The 18,275-nt window shown below is 75.8% G+C and carries 19 protein-coding genes; 10 read left to right on the top strand and 9 right to left on the bottom strand.

Annotation, left to right across the window (positions count from 1 at the left end):
- Window positions 1-40: 40 nt before the first annotated feature.
- The 3 genes from secA2 to GA0070610_RS15230 all read left to right on the top strand — a co-directional run bounded on the left by secA2 (window position 41) and on the right by GA0070610_RS15230 (window position 3,982).
- The gene (secA2, locus tag GA0070610_RS15240; RefSeq protein WP_089000651.1) at window positions 41-2,332 is read left to right on the top strand and encodes an accessory Sec system translocase SecA2; all 2,292 of its coding nucleotides are present in this window, start codon (window positions 41-43) and stop codon (window positions 2,330-2,332) included.
- A 186-nt stretch (window positions 2,333-2,518) separates the two neighbouring features.
- Window positions 2,519-3,259 (top strand): GAF and ANTAR domain-containing protein, encoded by a 741-nt coding sequence (locus GA0070610_RS15235; RefSeq protein ID WP_089000650.1) that lies wholly within the window; start codon window positions 2,519-2,521, stop codon window positions 3,257-3,259.
- 219 nt (window positions 3,260-3,478) lie between these two features.
- Window positions 3,479-3,982, top strand: a complete 504-nt coding sequence (locus GA0070610_RS15230; protein WP_089000649.1) for a DUF2231 domain-containing protein — start codon at window positions 3,479-3,481, stop codon at window positions 3,980-3,982.
- A 3-nt stretch (window positions 3,983-3,985) separates the two neighbouring features.
- On the opposite strand, the gene GA0070610_RS15225 is transcribed toward GA0070610_RS15230, so the two are convergent.
- Both GA0070610_RS15225 and GA0070610_RS15220 read right to left on the bottom strand, forming a co-directional pair.
- Complete coding sequence (locus GA0070610_RS15225; protein WP_172896534.1) at window positions 3,986-4,942, bottom strand: DUF3500 domain-containing protein; 957 nt, start codon at window positions 4,940-4,942, stop codon at window positions 3,986-3,988.
- Between the two features lie 88 nt (window positions 4,943-5,030).
- Window positions 5,031-5,384, bottom strand: a complete 354-nt coding sequence (locus GA0070610_RS15220) for an ankyrin repeat domain-containing protein (protein WP_392567327.1) — start codon at window positions 5,382-5,384, stop codon at window positions 5,031-5,033.
- Window positions 5,385-5,836: 452 nt separating this feature from the next.
- On the opposite strand from GA0070610_RS15220, the gene GA0070610_RS15215 reads away from it, so the two are divergent.
- From GA0070610_RS15215 to GA0070610_RS15190, 5 genes are all read left to right on the top strand, one after another.
- Window positions 5,837-6,439 carry a winged helix-turn-helix domain-containing protein gene (locus GA0070610_RS15215; RefSeq protein ID WP_089000646.1) on the top strand — a complete coding sequence of 201 codons (603 nt, stop codon included), beginning with the start codon at window positions 5,837-5,839 and terminating at the stop codon, window positions 6,437-6,439.
- A 63-nt stretch (window positions 6,440-6,502) separates the two neighbouring features.
- Complete coding sequence (locus GA0070610_RS15210) at window positions 6,503-7,141, top strand: nucleoside/nucleotide kinase family protein (RefSeq protein WP_089000645.1); 639 nt, start codon at window positions 6,503-6,505, stop codon at window positions 7,139-7,141.
- Between the two features lie 160 nt (window positions 7,142-7,301).
- The gene (locus tag GA0070610_RS15205) at window positions 7,302-7,700 is read left to right on the top strand and encodes a TraR/DksA family transcriptional regulator (protein WP_089000644.1); all 399 of its coding nucleotides are present in this window, start codon (window positions 7,302-7,304) and stop codon (window positions 7,698-7,700) included.
- Window positions 7,701-7,748: 48 nt separating this feature from the next.
- Window positions 7,749-8,621, top strand: coding sequence for a DUF72 domain-containing protein (locus tag GA0070610_RS15200; RefSeq protein ID WP_089000643.1), 873 nt, complete (start codon window positions 7,749-7,751; stop codon window positions 8,619-8,621).
- Window positions 8,622-8,940: 319 nt separating this feature from the next.
- Window positions 8,941-9,369 carry a DUF2267 domain-containing protein gene (locus GA0070610_RS15190; RefSeq protein WP_089000641.1) on the top strand — a complete coding sequence of 143 codons (429 nt, stop codon included), beginning with the start codon at window positions 8,941-8,943 and terminating at the stop codon, window positions 9,367-9,369.
- A 152-nt stretch (window positions 9,370-9,521) separates the two neighbouring features.
- Here GA0070610_RS15190 and GA0070610_RS15185 read toward each other — a convergent pair whose 3' ends face one another.
- Entirely contained in the window at window positions 9,522-10,373 is an 852-nt protein-coding gene (locus GA0070610_RS15185) for a PIG-L deacetylase family protein (RefSeq protein WP_231926135.1), read from the bottom strand.
- A gap of 179 nt (window positions 10,374-10,552) precedes the next feature.
- Between GA0070610_RS15185 and GA0070610_RS15180 the strand changes: the two genes are divergently transcribed.
- Together GA0070610_RS15180 and GA0070610_RS15175 are read left to right on the top strand one after the other, a co-directional pair.
- The gene (locus GA0070610_RS15180) at window positions 10,553-10,855 is read left to right on the top strand and encodes a hypothetical protein (protein WP_089000640.1); all 303 of its coding nucleotides are present in this window, start codon (window positions 10,553-10,555) and stop codon (window positions 10,853-10,855) included.
- Window positions 10,856-10,864: 9 nt separating this feature from the next.
- Window positions 10,865-12,130, top strand: coding sequence for a cupin domain-containing protein (locus GA0070610_RS15175; RefSeq protein ID WP_089000639.1), 1,266 nt, complete (start codon window positions 10,865-10,867; stop codon window positions 12,128-12,130).
- A 62-nt stretch (window positions 12,131-12,192) separates the two neighbouring features.
- Here GA0070610_RS15175 and GA0070610_RS15170 read toward each other — a convergent pair whose 3' ends face one another.
- The 6 genes from GA0070610_RS15170 to GA0070610_RS15145 form a co-directional block, all read right to left on the bottom strand.
- Window positions 12,193-12,549 (bottom strand): YciI family protein, encoded by a 357-nt coding sequence (locus tag GA0070610_RS15170; protein WP_089000638.1) that lies wholly within the window; start codon window positions 12,547-12,549, stop codon window positions 12,193-12,195.
- Window positions 12,550-12,680: 131 nt separating this feature from the next.
- The gene (locus GA0070610_RS15165; protein WP_089000637.1) at window positions 12,681-13,346 is read right to left on the bottom strand and encodes a hypothetical protein; all 666 of its coding nucleotides are present in this window, start codon (window positions 13,344-13,346) and stop codon (window positions 12,681-12,683) included.
- Window positions 13,343-16,015, bottom strand: a complete 2,673-nt coding sequence (locus tag GA0070610_RS15160) for an FtsK/SpoIIIE domain-containing protein (protein ID WP_089003522.1) — start codon at window positions 16,013-16,015, stop codon at window positions 13,343-13,345. Before GA0070610_RS15160 ends, GA0070610_RS15165 begins: the two co-directional genes overlap by 4 nt.
- The gene (locus GA0070610_RS15155; protein WP_231926134.1) at window positions 16,008-17,441 is read right to left on the bottom strand and encodes a hypothetical protein; all 1,434 of its coding nucleotides are present in this window, start codon (window positions 17,439-17,441) and stop codon (window positions 16,008-16,010) included. The genes GA0070610_RS15160 and GA0070610_RS15155 overlap by 8 nt, the downstream gene beginning before the upstream one ends.
- Window positions 17,442-17,450: 9 nt before the next feature.
- Window positions 17,451-17,711 carry a hypothetical protein gene (locus GA0070610_RS15150; protein ID WP_089000636.1) on the bottom strand — a complete coding sequence of 87 codons (261 nt, stop codon included), beginning with the start codon at window positions 17,709-17,711 and terminating at the stop codon, window positions 17,451-17,453.
- A gap of 124 nt (window positions 17,712-17,835) precedes the next feature.
- On the bottom strand, window positions 17,836-18,243 hold the full coding sequence (locus GA0070610_RS15145) for a hypothetical protein (protein ID WP_089000635.1): 408 nt from the start codon (window positions 18,241-18,243) through the stop codon (window positions 17,836-17,838).
- Window positions 18,244-18,275: the final 32 nt, after the last annotated feature.

The raw sequence follows: 18,275 nt of genomic DNA, 5'->3' as shown, positions 1-18,275 counted from the left end.
GGCCGCCAACACCGGCCCCGGTCGCGTACCGTTGCCGCTCATGGGTGTGTCGCAACGCTTGAAGACCAGGTTCCGCCGGTTCCTCCAGCGCCCGGGGACGACGGTCGACCTGGGGCCGTTGGAGAAGCTGCTGCCCGCCGTCGAGGCGCGCGAGGACGAGCTGTCGGCGCTCGACGACGCCGAGCTGACCGAGGCCGCCGGCAAGGCCACGGACTACGAGGAGATCTGCGCGATCGGCCGCGAGGCCGCCCGCCGGGGCCTCGACCAGCGGCCGTACGACGTGCAGCTGCTGGGCGCGATGGCGCTGCTCTCCGGCAAGGTCGCCGAGATGGCCACCGGTGAGGGCAAGACGCTCACCGCGACCATCGCCGCGTACGGGCACGTCCGGCTGGGCAACGGCCCGGTGCACGTGCTCACCGTCAACGACTACCTGGCCCGGCGTGACGCCCTCTGGATGGAGCCGGTCTACACCCTGCTCGGCCTGACGGTCGGCTGGGTCAACGAGGCCTCCACCCCGCAGGAGCGGCGCGACGCGTACGCCTGCGACGTCACGTACGTCTCGGTCAGCGAGGCCGGCTTCGACTACCTGCGCGACCAGCTCGTCACCGACGTGGAGGACCGGGTGCAGCCGCCGCTGCGCACCGCGATCGTCGACGAGGCCGACTCGATCCTCATCGACGAGGCCCGGGTGCCGATGGTCCTCGCCGGCTCGGTCGCCAGCGAGCAGGACCCGGTGCACGCCGCCGCCGCCCAGGTGCGCGGCCTGCGCAAGGGCAAGCACTACACGGTGGCCGAGGACGGCCGCAGCGTCGCCTTCACCGCCGCCGGCCTGGCCGCCGTCGAGGCCAAGCTCGGCATCGACCTGTACGACGAGGAGCACGTCGCGCAGCTCTCGGCCGTGAACGTGGCGCTGCACGCGCACGCCCTGCTGCACCGCGACGTCGACTACATCGTCCGGGACGGCTCCGTCGAGCTGATCGACGAGATGCGCGGCCGGGTCGCCCAGCGCCGCCGCTGGCCCGACGGGCTCCAGGCGGCCGTGGAGGCCAAGGAGGGCCTCGACGCCACCGCTGAGGGCGAGGTGCTCGGCACCATCGCCGTGCAGGCCTACATCGCGCTCTACCCGAAGGTGTGCGGCATGACGGCCACGGCGGTGCTGGTCGGCGACCAGCTCCGCGAGTTCTTCGGCCTCGAGGTGGCGGTGATCCCGCCGAACACCCCGTGCGTGCGCGAGGACGAGTCGGACCGCATCTACGCCACCCGCGCGGAGAAGGACGAGGCGCTGGTCGACGAGATCAAGCGCAACCACGAGCGCGGGCGGCCGGTGCTCGTCGGCACCCTGGACGTGAAGGAGTCCGAGGGGCTGGCCGCCGGCCTGAACGCCGCCGGGGTGCCGTGCGTGGTGCTCAACGCGAAGAACGACGACGAGGAGGCGGCGATCATCGCCGAGGCCGGCGCGTACGGCGCGGTGACCGTCTCCACCCAGATGGCCGGCCGGGGCGTCGACATCCGGCTCGGCGGCAGCGACCAGGCCGACCGGGGCCGGGTCGCCGAGCTGGGCGGCCTCTACGTGATCGGCAGCGGCCGGCACGACAGCCGGCGCGTCGACGACCAACTGCGCGGCCGGGCCGGGCGGCAGGGCGACCCGGGCGGCTCGGTCTTCTTCGTCAGCCTGGAGGACGACCTGGTCGTCCGGCACGCCGGCGACGCCGTGCCCGCCTCGCCCCGGATGAACGCCGACGGCCTGGTCACCGACGACCAGGTCGAGTACGCCGTCGAGCACGCCCAGCGGGTCGCCGAGGGCGTCAACCACGAGATCCACCGCAACACCTGGCGCTACAGCGTCGTGATCGAGCAGCAGCGCAAGGCGCTCGCGGAGCGCCGGGAACGCCTGCTGACCAGCGACGTGGCGGCGCTGATGCTGCTGGACCGGGTGCCCGAGAAGGCCGGCGAGATGGATGAGGACCTGCTCGCCCGCGCCGCCCGCTCGATCGCCCTCTACCACCTCGACCGGCTCTGGGCGGAGCACCTCGCGGAGCTCTCCGAGGTACGCGAGGGCGTGCACCTGCGCGCCCTGGGCCGGCTCGACCCGCTGGACGAGTTCCACCGGGCGGCGGTGCCGGCGTTCAACAACCTCATCCCGGAGATCGAGCGGCGCACCATCGAGACCTTCGAGGAGACGGAGTTCGGCGACGACTGGGAGCCGGACGAGGCGAAGCTGGTGCGGCCGAGCGCGACCTGGACGTACCTGGTGCACGACAACCCGTTCGGCTCGGAGCTGGACCGGTTGATCGCCTCGGTGGGGCGGCGACTCAGCTCCGCGTCGCGCTGACGCGTGGGGCCCTTTCCCGCGCCTCCGGGCGCCGGGAAGGGGCCCCCTTTTGCGCCGTTTCGACCCCGGGTTGCGAGGGTAGTAGGCCGGGTCCGAGGAGTCAGGAGAGACCACGACGATGGAACAGGTGACGGCGCCGGTCGGGCGTGCGGCAGCACGCGCCGCGACGGTGGGGGCAGCGCGGCGGTGAACCTGGAGACGCGGGACCTGGCGGTGGAGCGGCTCGGCGTCCTCGAGACCGCTGCCCTGCTGCGCGAGCTGACGGCCGGGCTGATCGCCGTCGACGACTTCGACGAGGCGCTGGACGCGCTGGTGCGTACGGCCCGCGACGCCGTGGCCGGCGTGAGCTGGTGCGGCTTCACGGCCCTGCGCGCCGGCGAACCGGCCGGGGTGGCGGCCTCCGACGCGCGCCTGGCGGGCCTGGACGACCTGCGGCACGGCCCGGACTCGCCGGCGATGGACGCCATCCGGCGGCGGGAGCTGGTCCTCTCCGACCGGTTGGACCGCGAGGAGCGCTGGCCGGCCTGGACGCCACGGGCCCGGGAGTTGGGCGTGCAGTCGGTGATCTCCGCCCCGGTCGACGTAGACGAACAGGTCATCGGGTCGATCAACCTCTACGCCAATGCCGCCGACCTGCTCACCCCGGGGCACCAGCTCACCGCGATGCTGCTCGCCGAACACGCCGGGCTGCTCCTGGCGGCGGTGCGCGACCGGGCGCGCCGGGCCGCCCAGGCCGGTGAGCTGGACGCCTCGCTGCTCGGCGACGGGGTGATCGGCCAGGCCATCGGCGTGATCATGACGCAGCGCGGCTGCCCGGCCGAGGAGGCGCTCGACGTGCTGCGTAGCGCGGCGTCCTCGCTGGACATCCCGCTGCGGGACGTCGCCGACCGGCTCGTCGCCACCGTGTCGCGCCCCCGGGACAACTGACCCCCTCCCGCCGGCGCTCCGGTCGCCACGTGGCACCCCGTCGACGCGGGTCACCGGCGGATGCCGACGTTCCGCTGGCGCCCCGGGCCCGCCGTCGCCGGGGCAGGGGCCCAGGTGACCGGTGGGATCGGCGGGGCCGGTGGGCCGCGTGTCGTTTCGGCGTACCGGCGCCCGGGTAGCACCCTGGACTGGTGACGCGTGCCGACCTGGGGAGGAACCATGCAGAGCCGGCTGCGGGTGCAGGGGCACCCGATCCAACCGATGCTGGTGACGTTCCCGTTCGGGCTCTTCGTGAGCGCGACCGTGTTCGACCTGACCGACGTGCTCGGTGGGCCGGCCTTCCTCGGTGAGGTGGGCTACTGGACGTCCGTGGCGGCCCTGGTCGCCGCCGCGCTGGCCGCCGTGGCCGGCATGATCGACCTGTGGGACGTGCCGGTCGACCGCACCCGGCGTACGGCGGTCACCTTCAATCTCGTGAACGTGGCGATGGCCGCGCTGTTCCTGGTCGCCTGCCTCGTCCGCGCGGACGCGCCGCAGCGGGGCGCCTCCGTCGTGCTGCTGCTCACCGAACTGGTGGCCCTGGGCGTCGGCGCGGTCGGCGTCTGGCTGGGCGCCCGCCTGGTGCGCCGCTTCGACGCCGGCCGCCGGTCCGAGGCCACCACCTTCGACGCGCTGAGCGGCGCCGCCGACGCCACCGTGGACCTGGCCCACCGCCGCCCCTGACCGTCACGGGCCGGGGTGGGCCTCGGCGTGGTGGGTCGCGAGGACGTCGGTGCCGAAGTCGCTGGCCGGGCGGCGCAGGACCGTGTGGGCGTGGTTGCCGTCGTCGGTGGTGTTGTCGTACTCGATGAGCAGGTCGTCGCCCTGCACCCGGTAGTAGTGGCGCCGGCCGGGCACGGTCGGGCCGGCCCAGGCGAAGTGCAGCCGCCCCGGGTCGAGCCGGCGCGCCTCCCGGATCGCCAGCTCCGGCGGGAGCCGGTCCAGGTAGAGCGCCACGAGCTGGTCCAGCAGGGCCCGGCCGGTGGGCCCGAGCCGGTCGGCGGGCACTCCGAGCGGCTCCAGCGGGCCGTCGACGCGGGAGCGGGTGGCGCTGATGATGTCCCCGGGCGCCTCGTCGGCGACGATCGCCGCCGCCCGGCCGGCCGGGCCCATCGCGTCGAGCAGGGCGCGGGCCAAGTCCTCCTCCACGCCCAGCGGGCGGGAGACGGGGTGGCCGGCGTGCCGGACGGTGGCCGGGTTGGCGCCGAGGAAGATCGGCGCGGGGGAGACCTGGTCGGCCACCACGGTCATGTTCACCGAGAGGTGGTGCCCCTCCAGGCGCCACGCCCAGGCGTCGTCGCGGGCCGGGTCGCCGAAGACGGCCACCCAGTAGTCGCCGCTGTGCCGGCCCCGGCGCCACCCCTCCGCCCGGTCGAGCACCTCCTCCAGCGCGACGATCGCCATCGCCTGGGCGTACGCCGGTGGGCTCAGCGCGGTGGCCAGCAGCCGGTGCGCGGCCTTGCGCCCGGCGCGGTCCAGGTCGGCCAGGCAGACCCCGGGCCGGGGTCGTGGCCGGTACTCGATCCAGCGGCGGGCCGCCTCGTCGTCGAACCGGTGGGTGGCTTGGTCGCGGGCGGGTTCGTCCAGCGCGGCCAGCAGCGCCGTGGCGGCGGTGCGCATCTGTTCGGGCAGCGGATCCTCCACCGACCCTGTATACCGGTCGCGCGCCGGACCCGCCGGGCGTCGCGGCCGTTTCCGCTCCGAGGCCGGACGACGCGGGCGGCCCGTGCCGTCAGCCGGTCGGCGCCGTCAGCAGCGTGAGCATGTCGGGCAGGTCGAAGAAGCGGGCCGTCTCCACCGCCGACGGGCTGCCGTGGTGCGGGTCGGCCCCGGCGGCGAGCAGCGCCCGGACGGCCCCGGTGCTGCTGCGGAAGGTGGCGGCGGCCAGCGCCGTCTGGCCCCGGTCGTTGGTCCGCGAGTGGTCGGCGCCGCGGGCGAGCAGCGCGGCGACGGTCTCGGGGTGGGCGTGGTACGCCGCCAGGATCAGCAGGGTGTCGCCCTTGTCGTTGGTCATGTCGACCGGCAGCCCGGCGTCGACGTAGTCGGCCAGTTCGGCGGTGGCGCCGTCGCGCGCCAGGTCGAACATCCGGTGCGCGAACGCCAACGTCTCGGCGTCGAGTTCCTCACTCACCGGTCCAGGTTAGTCGGACACCGGTCTGGCGCGTCGCTCGGCCGGGGTGCTGGGGGAGGGCGGGCGCGGTGACGTGCCGGCGCGTACGGGCACCGGTCCCGTCCCCGGTACACCGGCCCCGCGCGGGTGGCCCGTCGCCGCGCCGGCGTGACGCGCACTCGCCCGCCCCGGCGCCACCCGCTTCGAGCACCGTGAACCGGGCGGGCACCCCCCTATCGGGTCAACCCGGCGGCTCTGCTGTAATCATCAGGCCTCGTACGCAGAGCGAGCATCCGGCTCCGATGCGTTCGTCAATTGTCACATTCATGCAACGCAGCCGCCCCTTGACCCTCGCCCGGGCGCCGGGAAGCATCGATGGAGCGGCGTCCCGGGCCGTGGGGAGATACCCGGACCAGCCAAGGAGGACCATGTCGGTCAGCCCCGCCTCGTCGCGCGCCGGATGGCATACGTCCCAGCCTGCTGTTCCCGGTCGCCCCCCGGGCGGCCAGCGTCGCCCCGCCAACACCGCCGCCCCGATGCTCACGGTGACCCTGAACATCCCGCTGGCGTCCGAGGAGTCGCTGACCCCACCGGCCCGGCGGCTGCTGGAGGCCGCCCGGGAGATGCTGGAACGCGGCGAGGGCACCGTCATCACGGCCACCGTCGAACGCCGCCCCGACCCGGTGCCCGCCGGCCGCGCGCCGTCGCGTGCCGTCGCCGCCACGATCCCCACCCTGCACATCCTCGCCTCGTCGCGGTCGGTGCTGCGCGACGGCGAGCCGTTGCCGTTGACCCGGCTGGAGTTCGACCTGCTGCTGCACCTCGTAGCCCACCCCCGCCGGGTGTTCACCCGGTTGCAGCTGCTCAACGCGGTCTGGGGCTACGAGCACGCCGGCGTGCGCACCGTCGACGTGCACGTCCGCCGGCTGCGCGGCAAGGTCGGTGTCGACGTCCCGCTGGTCACGACCGTCTACGGCGTCGGCTACCGCCTCGCCGACGACGCCCGCGTGACCATCGACCGCAACGGCTGACCGCCGCCCGCTGCGCGCCCGTCTCCCACCGTGCCCGCCCGCCCGGCGGGGCACCATGGTCGGATGCGCATCCGCCCCATCACCCCGCAGCGGCTCGTCACCGAGCTGACCGAGCGCCTCGCCGGCACCGACGTCCCCGGCCGGCTGCGGGTGGCCGTGGACGGCGCCCCGGCGGCCCGCCCGGACGACCTCGCCGCCGCGCTGGTCGACCCGCTGCGCGCGCTCGGCCGGCCGGCGCTGCACGTACGGGCCGCCGACTTCCTCCGCCCCGCCTCGGTGCGGCTGGAGTACGGCCGCACCAACCCCGACGCGTTCTACGAGGGGTGGGTCGACGAGCAGGGGCTGCGCCGGGAGGTGCTCGACCCGGCCGGGCCCGGGGGCGTGGGGAGGGTGCTGCCCGCGCTGTGGGACGCCGCCGCCGACCGGTCGAGCCGCGCCGCGTACGTCGATCTGCCGCCCGGGGGCGTCGTGCTGGTCAGCGGGGCGCTGCTGCTCGGCGGTGGCCTGCCCTTCGACGTCACGGTCCACCTGGTGCTCTCCCCGGCGGCCCTGGCCCGGCGCACCGAGCCGGCGCTGCGGTGGACGCTGCCCGCCTTCGCCCGGTACGCCGACGAGGTCGCCCCGGCCACGTTCGCCGACGTGGTGGTCCGCGCCGACGATCCACGGCACCCGGCGCTGGTGGAGTCCGCCCTGTCGCCGTGACGCCGTGCCCCAACGAAAAATCGTCGGTTTGACCGCCGGTGCGGTGGGGTATTCGCCCGGCTCACAGAGCGCGGGTGATCCGCCCGCGCGCAGACCACCACGGCGCTGGGCGCACGAACCGGTGTCCCCGGCGGATTCCAGGCCAGAAAGGCAGGCAGCGATGCTCGTCCACGACACGATCGGTACGGGCCGGTCCCAGGCGGAGATCGACCAGATCCGGCGCTCCCTGCAGGCCCGCTACGACGAGCTGTCCGCGGAGTACGAGCAGGCGGTGCTCCAGAGCCAGGTGCTGCGGCTGGTGGAGGTCGGCGACACCGCCGGCGACGACCAGGCCGACAGCGGCACCAAGACGGCCGAGCGGGACACCGCGCAGTCCCTGCTGCGCACCATCCTCGACCGCCGCGCCCAGTACGAGCACGCCCTCACCCGGCTGGAGGAGGGCACCTACGGCTTCTGCGAGGGCTGCACCTCGGCCATCCCGGTCGAGCGGCTGGAGATCTTCCCCTCCGCCACCACCTGCGTGCAGTGCAAGCAGAACCGGGAGCGCCGGGCGGCCTGACACCGCCCACGGTCGACGGTCGGTCCGGAAACGCGGTGAGGTCGAGCCATGGGTGCGATCAAGGTGGGCACCGCCTCCTGGACCGACCGGACGCTGCTGGACTCCGGCTGGTACCCGCAGACGGCTGACGACCCCGAGAAGCGGTTGGCGTACTACGCCCGGCAGTTCCCGCTGGTCGAGGTGGACGCCACCTACTACTCGCCGCCCGCCGAACGCACGGCGAGACTGTGGGCCCAGCGCACCCCGGCCGGCTTCACCTTCAACGTCAAGGCGTTCAGCCTGCTCACCGGGCACCCCACCCGACCCGGCGCGCTCTACAAGGACCTGCGACCGGAGACGGACAAGAAGAACCTGTACCCGGACGACCTCGCGCCGCAGGCGTACGAGGAGGTCTGGACGCGCTTCCTGGCCGCCCTGGACCCGCTCGTGGCGGCGGGCAAGCTCGGCGCGCTGCTGTTCCAGTTCCCGCCCTGGTTCACCATCAGGCGGGACAACAAGCAGTACCTGCTGGAGGTGGCGAAGCGCTGCGCCCCGCTGCGCCCCGTCTACGAGTTCCGGCACGCCTCCTGGTTCGACGGCGACAACGCCGACGAGACCCTCGCCTTCCTGCGCGAGCACCGGCTCGCGTACGTCTGCGTGGACATGCCGCAGGGGCACCGCTCGTCGGTGCCCCCGGTGCTGGCCGCCACCGCGGACCTGGCGGTGGTGCGCTTCCACGGGCACAGCGACAAGTGGACCAGCCGGGACATCCACGAGAAGTTCGGCTACCGCTACTCCGACCGGGAGCTGCGCGACTGGGCGCCGAAGCTGCGCGAGCTGGCCGACTCCACCGGCGAGACCCACGTGCTCATGAACAACTGCTACCGCGACTTCGCGCAGACCAACGCCGCGACCCTCGCCGGGCTCCTCGACGCGGACTGAGGGCGGCACCGCGCCCCGGCCGGCGTTTCACCCCGCCCGGGTGAGGGCCGCTCACCCCGGCGCCGCGCAGCATGGAGGGTGCGTGCGGTCCACCGTGGCCGCGAGAAGGCGACACCAGGGAGGTGGCTGGAGATGGCGGTTCGGGTGGTACCGGGTCGACGGCCCGGCGCCGTGCTGCACGTCGTCGGCTCGTCCGCCGACACCCGGTGGGCGCCGCGTCCCGTCCGGGGCGGCCCGACCCGGCAGCCGCGTGGCCCGGCGGGACCGCCGCGACGGGACGACGACCGACGCTGGGAGACCGACGTACGGGGGTGGACAGATGGCTGAGCAGCTTCATTCCGCGTTCGAGTCCTCGATGGACAAGACCAACCTGATCCTCAAGGACATCGAGCAGGCCTACGGCTGGCCCAAGGAGCAACGCAACCAGTCCTACTGCGCGCTGCGCACCGTGCTGCACCTGCTGCGCGACCGGATGCCGGTGCAGGAGAGCGTGGAGTTCGCCGCGCAGCTGCCGGTGCTGGTGCGCGGGATCTACTTCGACGGCTGGCAGCCGTCGGACGTGCCGATCAAGCTCAACCGGGACGACTTCCTGCTGGAGGTCCGGCAGGGCTTCCCGTACGACGTGGAGGGCGGCCCGGAGCGCGTGGTGCAGGTGGTGCTGGACACCCTGCGCCGGCACGTCACCCAGGGCGAGTGGGACGACGTGAAGGCCACGATGCCCCGGGACCTGGCGAAGATCATTCCCTGACCCGCCGCTCGTCCGCGACGGCCCGCGCCACCCTGCGGTGGGGCGGGCCGCGTGCCGTCCAGGCCGGCGTCGTCAAAGGAGGCGTCGGTCGCGGTGTGGTCACGGGTGAGGTGCCGAGCAGGATCATCCGCCGCCCCGACGCGTCGATGTCCCTACGCGTCGACGTGGAAGACCTCGAAGGCCGCGCCGTGGCGCACACCCAGCCGGGTGCCGACCGGGCGGCTCAGCCCTTCGAGGAACTCCTCGGCGTCGAAGCTGCCGTCGCCCAGCCCGCTCAGGTACGCGTCGTGCGCCCGCAGCGAGGCCACGCCCCGCTCGAAGGTGTCGGTGACGTCCACCCCGTGCGCGGCCAGGGGCGAGGAGGCGGCCCAGACCTGGCGCACCCCGTTCCACGGCTCGACGCCGTCGACGAGCTGTTCCGGGAAGACCCATCGGTTGCCGGCGTCGCGGACGGCGTCCAGCGCCGCCCGGCCGGTGGCGATGTGGTCGGCCTGGTTCAGCGCGTACGCGCTGAACCAGGTGTCGCGGAAGTTGTTGGTGATCACGATCTCGGGGCGGTGCCGGCGGACCACCCCGGCCAGGGCGCGACGCAGCGGCACGCCGTACTCGAGGACACCGTCGGCCAGGCCGAGGAACTCCACGGTCCGTACGCCGACCAGGGCGGCCGACTCGCGCTGCTCGCGCTCCCGCACCTGCCTGGCCCGCGGCGGCGGCATCGCGTCGATGCCGGCCTCGCCGCTGGTCACGAGGCAGTAGACGACCTGCTTGCCCTGCCCCGTCCAGCGGGCCACCGCCGCGGCGGCGCCGAACTCCAGGTCGTCGGGGTGCGCCACGACGGCCAGCGCACGCTGCCACTGCTCCGTCACCGGTTCCAGCGGGCGCGGCCCGGTCTCGTCGGTCATCGTCACCTCCCGGTCGAGGACCATCCTGTCACCGTCCGCGCCGGCGCGCGGTGCGGCGGCGTCGACCCCGGCCGGGATGCCCGGCGCCGACGGCTCCGCCAACGCGCCAACGCGCCGCCGTCGCCGCGCCTTCCGGCGGCCCGGACCGGGCGCGGCGAACCGCCGGTGTGAACCGGAACGGGCGTCTACGGTGGGGTTAGAGAAGATCGCGTGTGGGGTACCACCCGCTGCACGACGGACCCCGGCCCAACGGCGGGGCGGCACATCCCTAGGGAGCACCGATGGCACTCAACGACGACGACATGCAGACCACCAGCGGCGGCGGCCTCGAGGGCCCGGCGGACGGTGGCGCGACCCCGGGCCAGCAGGACGGTGGCGCGGACGGTGGCGCGGAGGGCCCCGCCGACGGCGGTGCGACCCCGGGCCAGCAGGACGGTGGCGCGGACGGTGGCGCGGAGGGCCCCGCCGACGGCGGTGCGACCCCGGGCCAGCAGGACGGTGGCGCGGACGGTGGCGCGGAGGGCCCCGCCGACGGCGGTGCGACCCCGGGCCAGCACGACGGTGGCGCCGACGGCAGCGCCTGACGGATCGCCATGACCGACCTCGACCCGCCGGGCGGCGACCGCCGCCCGGCGGTTCCGTCCGCGGCCGCCGCCGCGCTCGCCCGCTGCGTGTCGGTCGAGCCGGCTAAGTTCGCCGCCGCCCACTGGGGACGCACGCCGCTGCTCTCGCGCGCCGACGAGCTGCCCAACCGGGCCGGCTTCACCGACCTGCTCAGCCCCGCCGACGCCGACGAACTGCTCAGCCGCCGCGGCCTGCGTACCCCGTTCCTGCGGATCGCCAAGGACGGCCAGCTCGTGCCGGCGGCCCGCTTCACCGGCGGCGGCGGTGCCGGTGCCGAGATCGGCGACCAGGTGCTCGACGAGCGGGTGCTGGAGCTGTACGCCGGCGGCGCAACCCTCGTCCTACAGGGCCTGCACCGCACCTGGCCGGCCCTGGTCGACTTCGCCCGCGAACTCGGCACCGCCGTCGGGCAGCCGTTGCAGGTCAACGCCTACCTGACGCCCGCCGGCAGCCAGGGCTTCGCCACCCACTACGACACCCACGACGTCTTCGTCCTCCAGGTCGACGGCCGCAAGCACTGGCGGATCCACCCGCCGGTGCTGCCCGACCCGCTGGAGAAGCAGCCCTGGGGCGGCCGGGCCGACGAGGTCGCCGCCACCGCCGACGGGCCCGCCGCGCTGGACGTGGTGCTCGCCCCCGGCGACGCGCTCTACCTGCCGCGCGGCTGGCTGCACAGCGCGCAGGCACAGGAGTCCAGCTCGCTGCACCTGACCGTCGGCGTCCGGGCGCTGACCCGCTACGCCATGGTGGAGGAGTTGCTCGCGCTCGCCGCCGAGGACCAGCGGCTGCGCGGCACCCTGCCGTTCGGCACCGACGTCGCCGACCCCGACGCGATCGAACCGGAGCTGACCGAGACGGTGGAGGCGCTGCGGGACTGGCTGCTGCGGGCCGACCCGGCGGCGGTCGCCGCCCGGCTGCGGCAGCGGGCCTGGCCGGCCGCCCGGCCGGCGCCCATCCGGCCCCTGGCCCAGGCCGCCGCGCTCGCGGCGCTGGACGCCGACGCCCGGCTCGCCCCGCGACCCGGCCTGCGGTGGCAGCTCACGCCGAGAGGTGACCGGGTCGCGCTGGTGCTGTCCGACCGCACGATCACCCTGCCCGCGTCGTGCGCGCCGGCCGTGCGCGCCCTGCTCGACGGCACCGTGCGCGTCGGCGACCTGCCGGGCCTCGACGACGACGCCGACCGGCTCACCCTGGCCCGCCGCCTCCTGCGCGAGGCGGTGCTGGTCCCCGCCTGAGCACACGAACCGGGCCGGGCCGTCCGCGGCCCGGCCCGGCGGCGTGCCGCGGCAGGGCCGCTTCAGGTGGGGTTGACCTCCGTGACCGGGCGGACCTCGATCGGCAGGGTGGTCGCCCGGGACAGCTTCTCCGCCCAGCCCAGCGCCGCGTCCAGGTCCGGCGCGGCGATCACGGTGAAGCCGCCGGGGTGCTCCTTGCCCTCGGCGTACGGGCCGTCCGTCAGCGACGTGCCGTCGTCGTCGACCCGGACCACCCGGGCGGTGTGCGCCAGGTCCAGCTCGGCGCGGAAGACCCAGGCACCCGCGCTGCGCATCTCCTCGTTGAGGGCCTTGACGTCGCGCAGGATCGGTTCGAGGAACTCCGGCGGCGGCGGGCTGTCCCTGTCGGGCTGGATCACGTTGAGCACGAAGTTGGGCATCGTACGCTCCCTGTCGTCAGGTGGGGCCGGCGTCGTCCGGCCTCCACATCTACACGACCGGCGGGCGGGCGCACCGACAACGCGCTGCGGCAACCGCGCCCGGATCGCCCGGACGCCGCCGTGACCGCGGATCAGCGGCCGGCGACCAGCAACGCGACGGTGGTCACCAGCCCGGCGACGAGCACGACGGTCATCGGCCGAGGGCCGAGCACGGCGTGCCGGCGGTCGGCCAGGACCTTCGCCGGCACCAGACCGACCAGCGGGCCGAGCAGCGTCACCACCAGGGCCAGGACCGGCAGCCCGACCCCCAGCTCCCCGCCGTACCGGTCGCCCGCCGCCCGGGCCGCCCCGCCGAGGGCGTACGCGAGCACCGCGCCCGCCACCCCGCACAACGCCAGCAGGGGGTTGACCGAACCGGGCAGGTCACCCGGCTGGCGGGTGCGGACGAGCAGATCGCGCACCCCGGCCAGCAGCGGAGCCGGGTCGCCCGTCGCGCCGGGCACCGGCGCCGGTGGCCCGCCCGCCCGGCGACCCGGACCGCCGAGCCGACCGCGCAGCGACTGCCACAGGTCGGCGACCTCGGCGTCCACCCGTTCCTGCTCCTCCCGGGCGTCCACCAGCTCCCGCTCCGCGCGCCGGAGCGCTGCCTCCGCCTCGGCGACGGCCCGCTCGGCGGCGGCACACTGCTGGGCGTGCCAGGTGTGCGCCTCGTCCCGCTGGGCGCGCACCCGGGCGCTCAGCTCCGCCAGCCGACGGATCTGGGCCGCGTACGACTCGCTGGTCACCGGTTCGTTCATCGCGCCGGCCCGTAGGGAATGATCACCTGACCGGTACGGTGCACCGCCCGGTCGAAGAACAGCCCCCGCCAGGGGCGGGGATACCAGTCCGGGCCGCCGGTGCCCGGGTACAGCGAGGAGCCCAGCTCGCCGCCGTGGGCGTCCAGCGCCACCCAGGCGCCGATCTGGTCCGTCCGGGCCGCCGGCCCGCCGAGGTCGACCCGCATCCGGGCGACGCCCCGCCACCAGGCCAGCACGTGGGTACGCCGCTCCGGCCCGTCGTGCAGGATCCGCCGCAGCTCCTCCAGCCCCGTACGCCGGCCGATCCGCGTCGCCAACGCCCCGGCCGCCGCGTCGACGGCGAACAGCAGCAGGTAGTGCGGGGTGCCCGGCGCGCCCAGCCCCTCGGCGGTCTCGGCCATCAGCTCACCGACCGTCTCCTCGTCGTACCAGGCGGCGTCGTCGGCGAGGTCCTCGTAGAGGGACCGGGCGGCCGGGTCGGCGTCCGGGTCGAGGCAGGCGATGGAGAAGCGGGCCGTGCCCGGGCGGTGCTGGCGGGCCAGGGAGCGGGCCGCCGCGTCGAGCACCGCGCACGCCTCGTCCACCCGGGTGCCGAGCACCGCCAGGTTGCGGCCGGGCGCCCGGGGCAGCCGCAGCGCCGCCGAGCGCGCCTGCACGTCGATGATCTCGCCGAGCAGCGCGACCGGCGTACGCGCATGCCCCGTCTCCGGCGCGGTCAACGCCCGGAAGTCCGGCGCGTCGGCGAGCCGGGGGATCGCGTCGCCGTCGAAGAGCCGGGCCGGCGCGGCGTCCTGCGGGCGCATCCGCCACAGCCGGTGCTGCAACTCGCTCCACGTCTCCCAGTCGCTGGCCGACGGGATGCGGGCCACCTGGTTGCCCTCCGCCATGCCCGACTCCGCGTTGACCACCGCGTGGTGGCGCGGCAGGGACTGGGCGGCGTCGTTGCGCTCGGCGAGGATCCGCAGGGCCTTCGGCAGCGCGATGCGCAGCGTGAACTGCGCGACCAGCGCGGGACGACCCCACAGCGCCTCGATGCCGCGTACGTCCTGCGAGGCGAGCACCAGGTGGATGCCCTGCGACCGGCCGCGCCGGGCCAGGTCCTCCAGCAGGTCGGCGGCCTCCCGGGCGACCACGTCCCGCCCGGCCAGCAGCATCTGGAACTCGTCGACCACCGCGACGATGCGTGGCCAGTGCCCCGTCGGGTCGACGGCGCGCAGCTCCGCGAGCTTGGTGACCTCGTGCTTCTTCGCGGCGTCGGCGCGTCGGCGCAGCTCCTCGGCGAGGAAGCGCAGTAACGCCAGGCCGAACTCCCGGTCGGTGTTGACGTTGATCCCGACGAGGCGCATGTGCGGCAGCCAGCTCGGGTCCCGCCGACCCTTGGCGAACCGGGCGAAGGACACCCCCTCCTTGAAGTCCAGCAGGTAGAACTCCAGCTCGGCGGGGGAGTAGCGGGCGGCCAGCGCGCCGATCCAGGCGAAGATCAGGTTCGTCTTGCCGGTGCCGGACGGGCCGCCGATCAGCGCGTGCGGCGGGTAGTCGCCCAGGGTGAGCAGCACCGGCCGACCGTGCGGACCCTCACCGATGGGGGCGGTCAGCCCGGTCGCGGAGTCCTCCCGCCACATCTGCTCGGGCGGCGGCAGCAGGTCGGTGAACGGGGTGGGCGCCGGCCCGGCGTTGACCCGTGCCGCCACCTCCCGGCAGGTCTCGGTGACCAGCACCGGCGGGGGCGGCGGGTCGAGGCGTACGGGCAGGCCGCCCGGCCCGCCGATGCGGGCGCCGTCGGTGTGCGCGCCCACCCGGGTCACGGTGGGGTCCTCGGGCAGCGACACGCCCCGCACCACCAGGTGCACGCCGCAGGCCGCCCCGGTGCGGACCACCCGGTCGAGCTGGCCGCGTTCGTGGCGGGACAGCTCGTCGCCGCCCAGCAGCACCGCCACCCGCCACGGTTCGGGCCGGCGTCCGGTGGCGCCGGCCAGCTCGCGCAGCGAACCGTACTCGCCGGCCAGCACCGTCTCGTTGATCCGGCGGATCTGCTCGACCAGGTCGTCGAGCAGCCGGGCCAGCCCGCCCGGGCCGACGAAGGTGAGCAGCCCGGCGGTGCCGAGGGGGGCGAACCCGGCCAGGCCGCCGCCCAGGTGCTCGGGGTCGTAGCCGACCAGCCGGACGGCGCCCGGGTCGGCCCGCCCGACGCCGCGCAGCAGCAGCGCCGACACCACCGCGTCGCAGCCCACCCGGTCGTCCCCGGTCAGCTCGACGTGGCCGGCGTCGAGCAGCGGCACCAGCGCCGGCACCGGTTCGGCGCCGGGGATGCGTACCGTGCCGACGCGCAGCGCGCCCGGCGGCTCGGCCCGCCGGGTCGGGGTGGGGCGCCACCGGGCCCAGTCCGCGGAGGCCGCCCCGGGGGCCTCCCGCTGCGCCGCGTCCGCCGCTCGCCGGGCCAGCTCCGCGATGCGTTCGGCGTGCCGCTCGTCGATCTCGGCCAGCCGTCGGTCGCGCTGCGCGCCGACCCGCTCCGGCACGACCGCCGCGGCGCGGCGGACCTTCGCCAGCCGGTCCCGGGCCGTGGTCAGCTCGGTCTGCGCGGTGGACAGCCGGGTCCGGGTCGCGCCGAGGGCCTCGCCCAACATGCCCCGGACCCGGGTGACCAGCTGGCTGCGCCGGTCAGCCATCGACGCCCCGCCCGCGCGGGTCCGTCCCGGCACCCCGGGCCGGCCGGCCCGTTGGCGGGCTCGACCAGACGCCGCCGGGCCGTCCCGCGCCCGTCGCCCCGTCGACCGCCGCGCCCTGTCGCGGCGCCGCGCCGCCCGTCGATCCACCGGGCCGGGCACCCGCCGCCCGGTCGTTCGTCGGGGCGGGACGGTGGTGCGTCGACGCCCGGTCCCGCGCCGCGCCGGCCCGCTCGGGGGTCCCCGTCCGCTCGGCCGCGTCGGCCCGGCCGGTCCGTGCCGTCCGCTCGGCCGCGTCGGGTCGCGCCGCCTGCTCGGCCGCGTCGGGTCGTGCCGCCCGCTCGGCGGCGTCGGGTCGTGCCGCCCGCTTCCGGGCCGCGCTGGCCTGGTCGTGGGCGGCCGCCGCGCGCTGCTGGGCCGCCGCGACCCGCTCCCGCGCGTCGGCTGCCCGGCCCTTCGCGGCGGCGGCGCGGCGCTGCCACTCGGCGTCGTCGGCCCGGTTTCGGGCGGCCTCGGCCTGCCGGTCCCGCTCGTCGGCGGCGCGCCGCTCGCGGGTGGCCTCGGCCTGCCGGTCCCGCTCGTCGGCGGTGGGCAGGTCCCGGCCGAGCCGGGCCAGCAGCACCCCGGTGAGCACCCCCGCGGTGACCGCCGGGTCGGCGGCGTGCGGCTGCTCGGCCTCGCCGCGCCGCGGCGGCGGCATCCGGCAGATCCGGGTCAGCAGGGTGTCCAGCACCGCCGGGGGCAGGCCGGGCAGCAGGTCCCGGACGCGGCCGTCCAGCTCGCGGTGCAGCCGGCCCAGGTCGTCGGCGCGCGGCGGGTGCCCGAGCAGCTCCCCGGCCAGCTCGCGCAGCAGCGGCGGGGCCACGGCGGCCATGCCGAGGCCGACGTCGGCGTGCGCGCGACGCAGCTCGGCGTGCAGCCGGTCGCGGTCGCCGGCCCGGACCCCGCCGACGACCCGGCGCAGCAGTTCCCGGGCGTCGTCGACCTTCTCGTCGGGCTGCTCCGGCGGACCCTCCCGGCCGCCGGTCAGCTCCGCCACGCGTACGGACCACCAGCGGCGGGGCGTCACGTCGGTAGCCTGCTCCGGTGCCGCCGCGCCCGGGGTCGCCTCGCGCGGCGCGTCGTGCACCGGCCGGCGCTGCTGCTCCTGCGGCCTCGGGGCCGGGGAACCGTCGGCGGCCAGCCCGATCGCGGCGAGGTACGCCGACAGCTGCTCCTGCGCGACGCGCAGCGCGTAGCCGGCGGTCTCGGCGTGCTCGGTGGCGGCGGAGAGCTCCGGCACCCCCATCGGGTCGGCCGACTCCTGACGCACCCAGCGCAGCCGCTCGGCGGCCAGCCCGAACTTCTCCAGCGCCAGGGCCAACTGGGCCAGCGGCAGGTCATCGGCGGCGGCGCGGACCTGTGCGCCGACGTCCTCGACGATGGACACGGCCGGACCTCAGAGCGTCGCGACGTAGAGTTGCGCCTGCTCGACGGCGACGAGTGTCGCGGCGAGGCACTCCTCCAGCTCCTGGCTGGCCTGGGTCAGCGACGACTGGGCCGCCTCGACCGTCTCGTGCCCGCTGCCCTCCAGCGCGCCGGCCAGCGTCTGCTGCGCCTCGGCCAGCTTCTCGCCGGCCGCCTGCACGGCGCTCTGGCCGTCGCCGATCTGTTGCAGCGCGACATCGATGGCTGCCTTGAGCTCGGCGACGCTCGCCACGGCGAAACCTCCTGGGGGCGGGGAGGCCTCCATTAGAGCCTATCCCTCACGGTGAGAGAACATCCGCCCTGTCAGTGTTCCTGCCCCGCTGACCGGTTGTCGACCGGAAGCGCCGTCAGTCCGATCAGCGGGACCCGCCGGGCGGGGTGGTGCCGTCGCGCAGCCAGCGTGGGCCGTACACCTCGGCGCCCTGCGCGGTGACGCGTTCCCGCAGCTCACGGTCGGCGGTGACGACCAGTCGCCGGCGCTGCGGCGCGGCGGCGACCAGGTCGACGACGGCGTCGTCGCCGGAGCCGGCCGCGGCGACCACCCGGACCCCGGCGGTGCCCGGCACGTCCCGCGCCCGGCCCTCCACCACCAGCACCACCTCCACGGGGGGCGGCAACTGCGGGGGCAGGCCGGCGGCGGCGACCGGGGCCAGCGAGTCACGCAGCCGGGCGGTCGCGCCCGCACGGTCGCGCCACCAGCCGTCCGGGCGGGATCCCACCACGTTGGCGGCGTCCACGATCAGCAGCGGCGTCGTCGCGTCCATGCCGTCAGCCTGCCACCCGCCCACCCCGCGAC

The organism is Micromonospora echinofusca (assembly GCF_900091445.1).
GTDB lineage: Bacteria > Actinomycetota > Actinomycetes > Mycobacteriales > Micromonosporaceae > Micromonospora > Micromonospora echinofusca.
The sequence above is the reverse complement of the archived record's forward strand: the minus strand, read 5'-3'. Positions and strand labels throughout refer to the sequence as shown.

Excerpts from the sequence above, each read along its gene's own strand:
- secA2 (WP_089000651.1), top strand. The coding sequence starts at position 41 with ATGGGTGTGTCGCAACGCTTGAAGACCAGGTTCCGCCGGTTCCTCCAG.
- GA0070610_RS15230 (WP_089000649.1), top strand. The coding sequence starts at position 3,479 with ATGCAGAGCCGGCTGCGGGTGCAGGGGCACCCGATCCAACCGATGCTG.
- GA0070610_RS15220 (WP_392567327.1), bottom strand. The coding sequence starts at position 5,384 with ATGTTCGACCTGGCGCGCGACGGCGCCACCGCCGAACTGGCCGACTAC.
- GA0070610_RS15215 (WP_089000646.1), top strand. The coding sequence starts at position 5,837 with ATGTCGGTCAGCCCCGCCTCGTCGCGCGCCGGATGGCATACGTCCCAG.
- GA0070610_RS15210 (WP_089000645.1), top strand. The coding sequence starts at position 6,503 with ATGCGCATCCGCCCCATCACCCCGCAGCGGCTCGTCACCGAGCTGACC.
- GA0070610_RS15205 (WP_089000644.1), top strand. The coding sequence starts at position 7,302 with ATGCTCGTCCACGACACGATCGGTACGGGCCGGTCCCAGGCGGAGATC.
- GA0070610_RS15200 (WP_089000643.1), top strand. The coding sequence starts at position 7,749 with ATGGGTGCGATCAAGGTGGGCACCGCCTCCTGGACCGACCGGACGCTG.
- GA0070610_RS15190 (WP_089000641.1), top strand. The coding sequence starts at position 8,941 with ATGGCTGAGCAGCTTCATTCCGCGTTCGAGTCCTCGATGGACAAGACC.
- GA0070610_RS15180 (WP_089000640.1), top strand. The coding sequence starts at position 10,553 with ATGGCACTCAACGACGACGACATGCAGACCACCAGCGGCGGCGGCCTC.
- GA0070610_RS15175 (WP_089000639.1), top strand. The coding sequence starts at position 10,865 with ATGACCGACCTCGACCCGCCGGGCGGCGACCGCCGCCCGGCGGTTCCG.
- GA0070610_RS15170 (WP_089000638.1), bottom strand. The coding sequence starts at position 12,549 with ATGCCCAACTTCGTGCTCAACGTGATCCAGCCCGACAGGGACAGCCCG.
- GA0070610_RS15165 (WP_089000637.1), bottom strand. The coding sequence starts at position 13,346 with ATGAACGAACCGGTGACCAGCGAGTCGTACGCGGCCCAGATCCGTCGG.
- GA0070610_RS15160 (WP_089003522.1), bottom strand. The coding sequence starts at position 16,015 with ATGGCTGACCGGCGCAGCCAGCTGGTCACCCGGGTCCGGGGCATGTTG.
- GA0070610_RS15145 (WP_089000635.1), bottom strand. The coding sequence starts at position 18,243 with ATGGACGCGACGACGCCGCTGCTGATCGTGGACGCCGCCAACGTGGTG.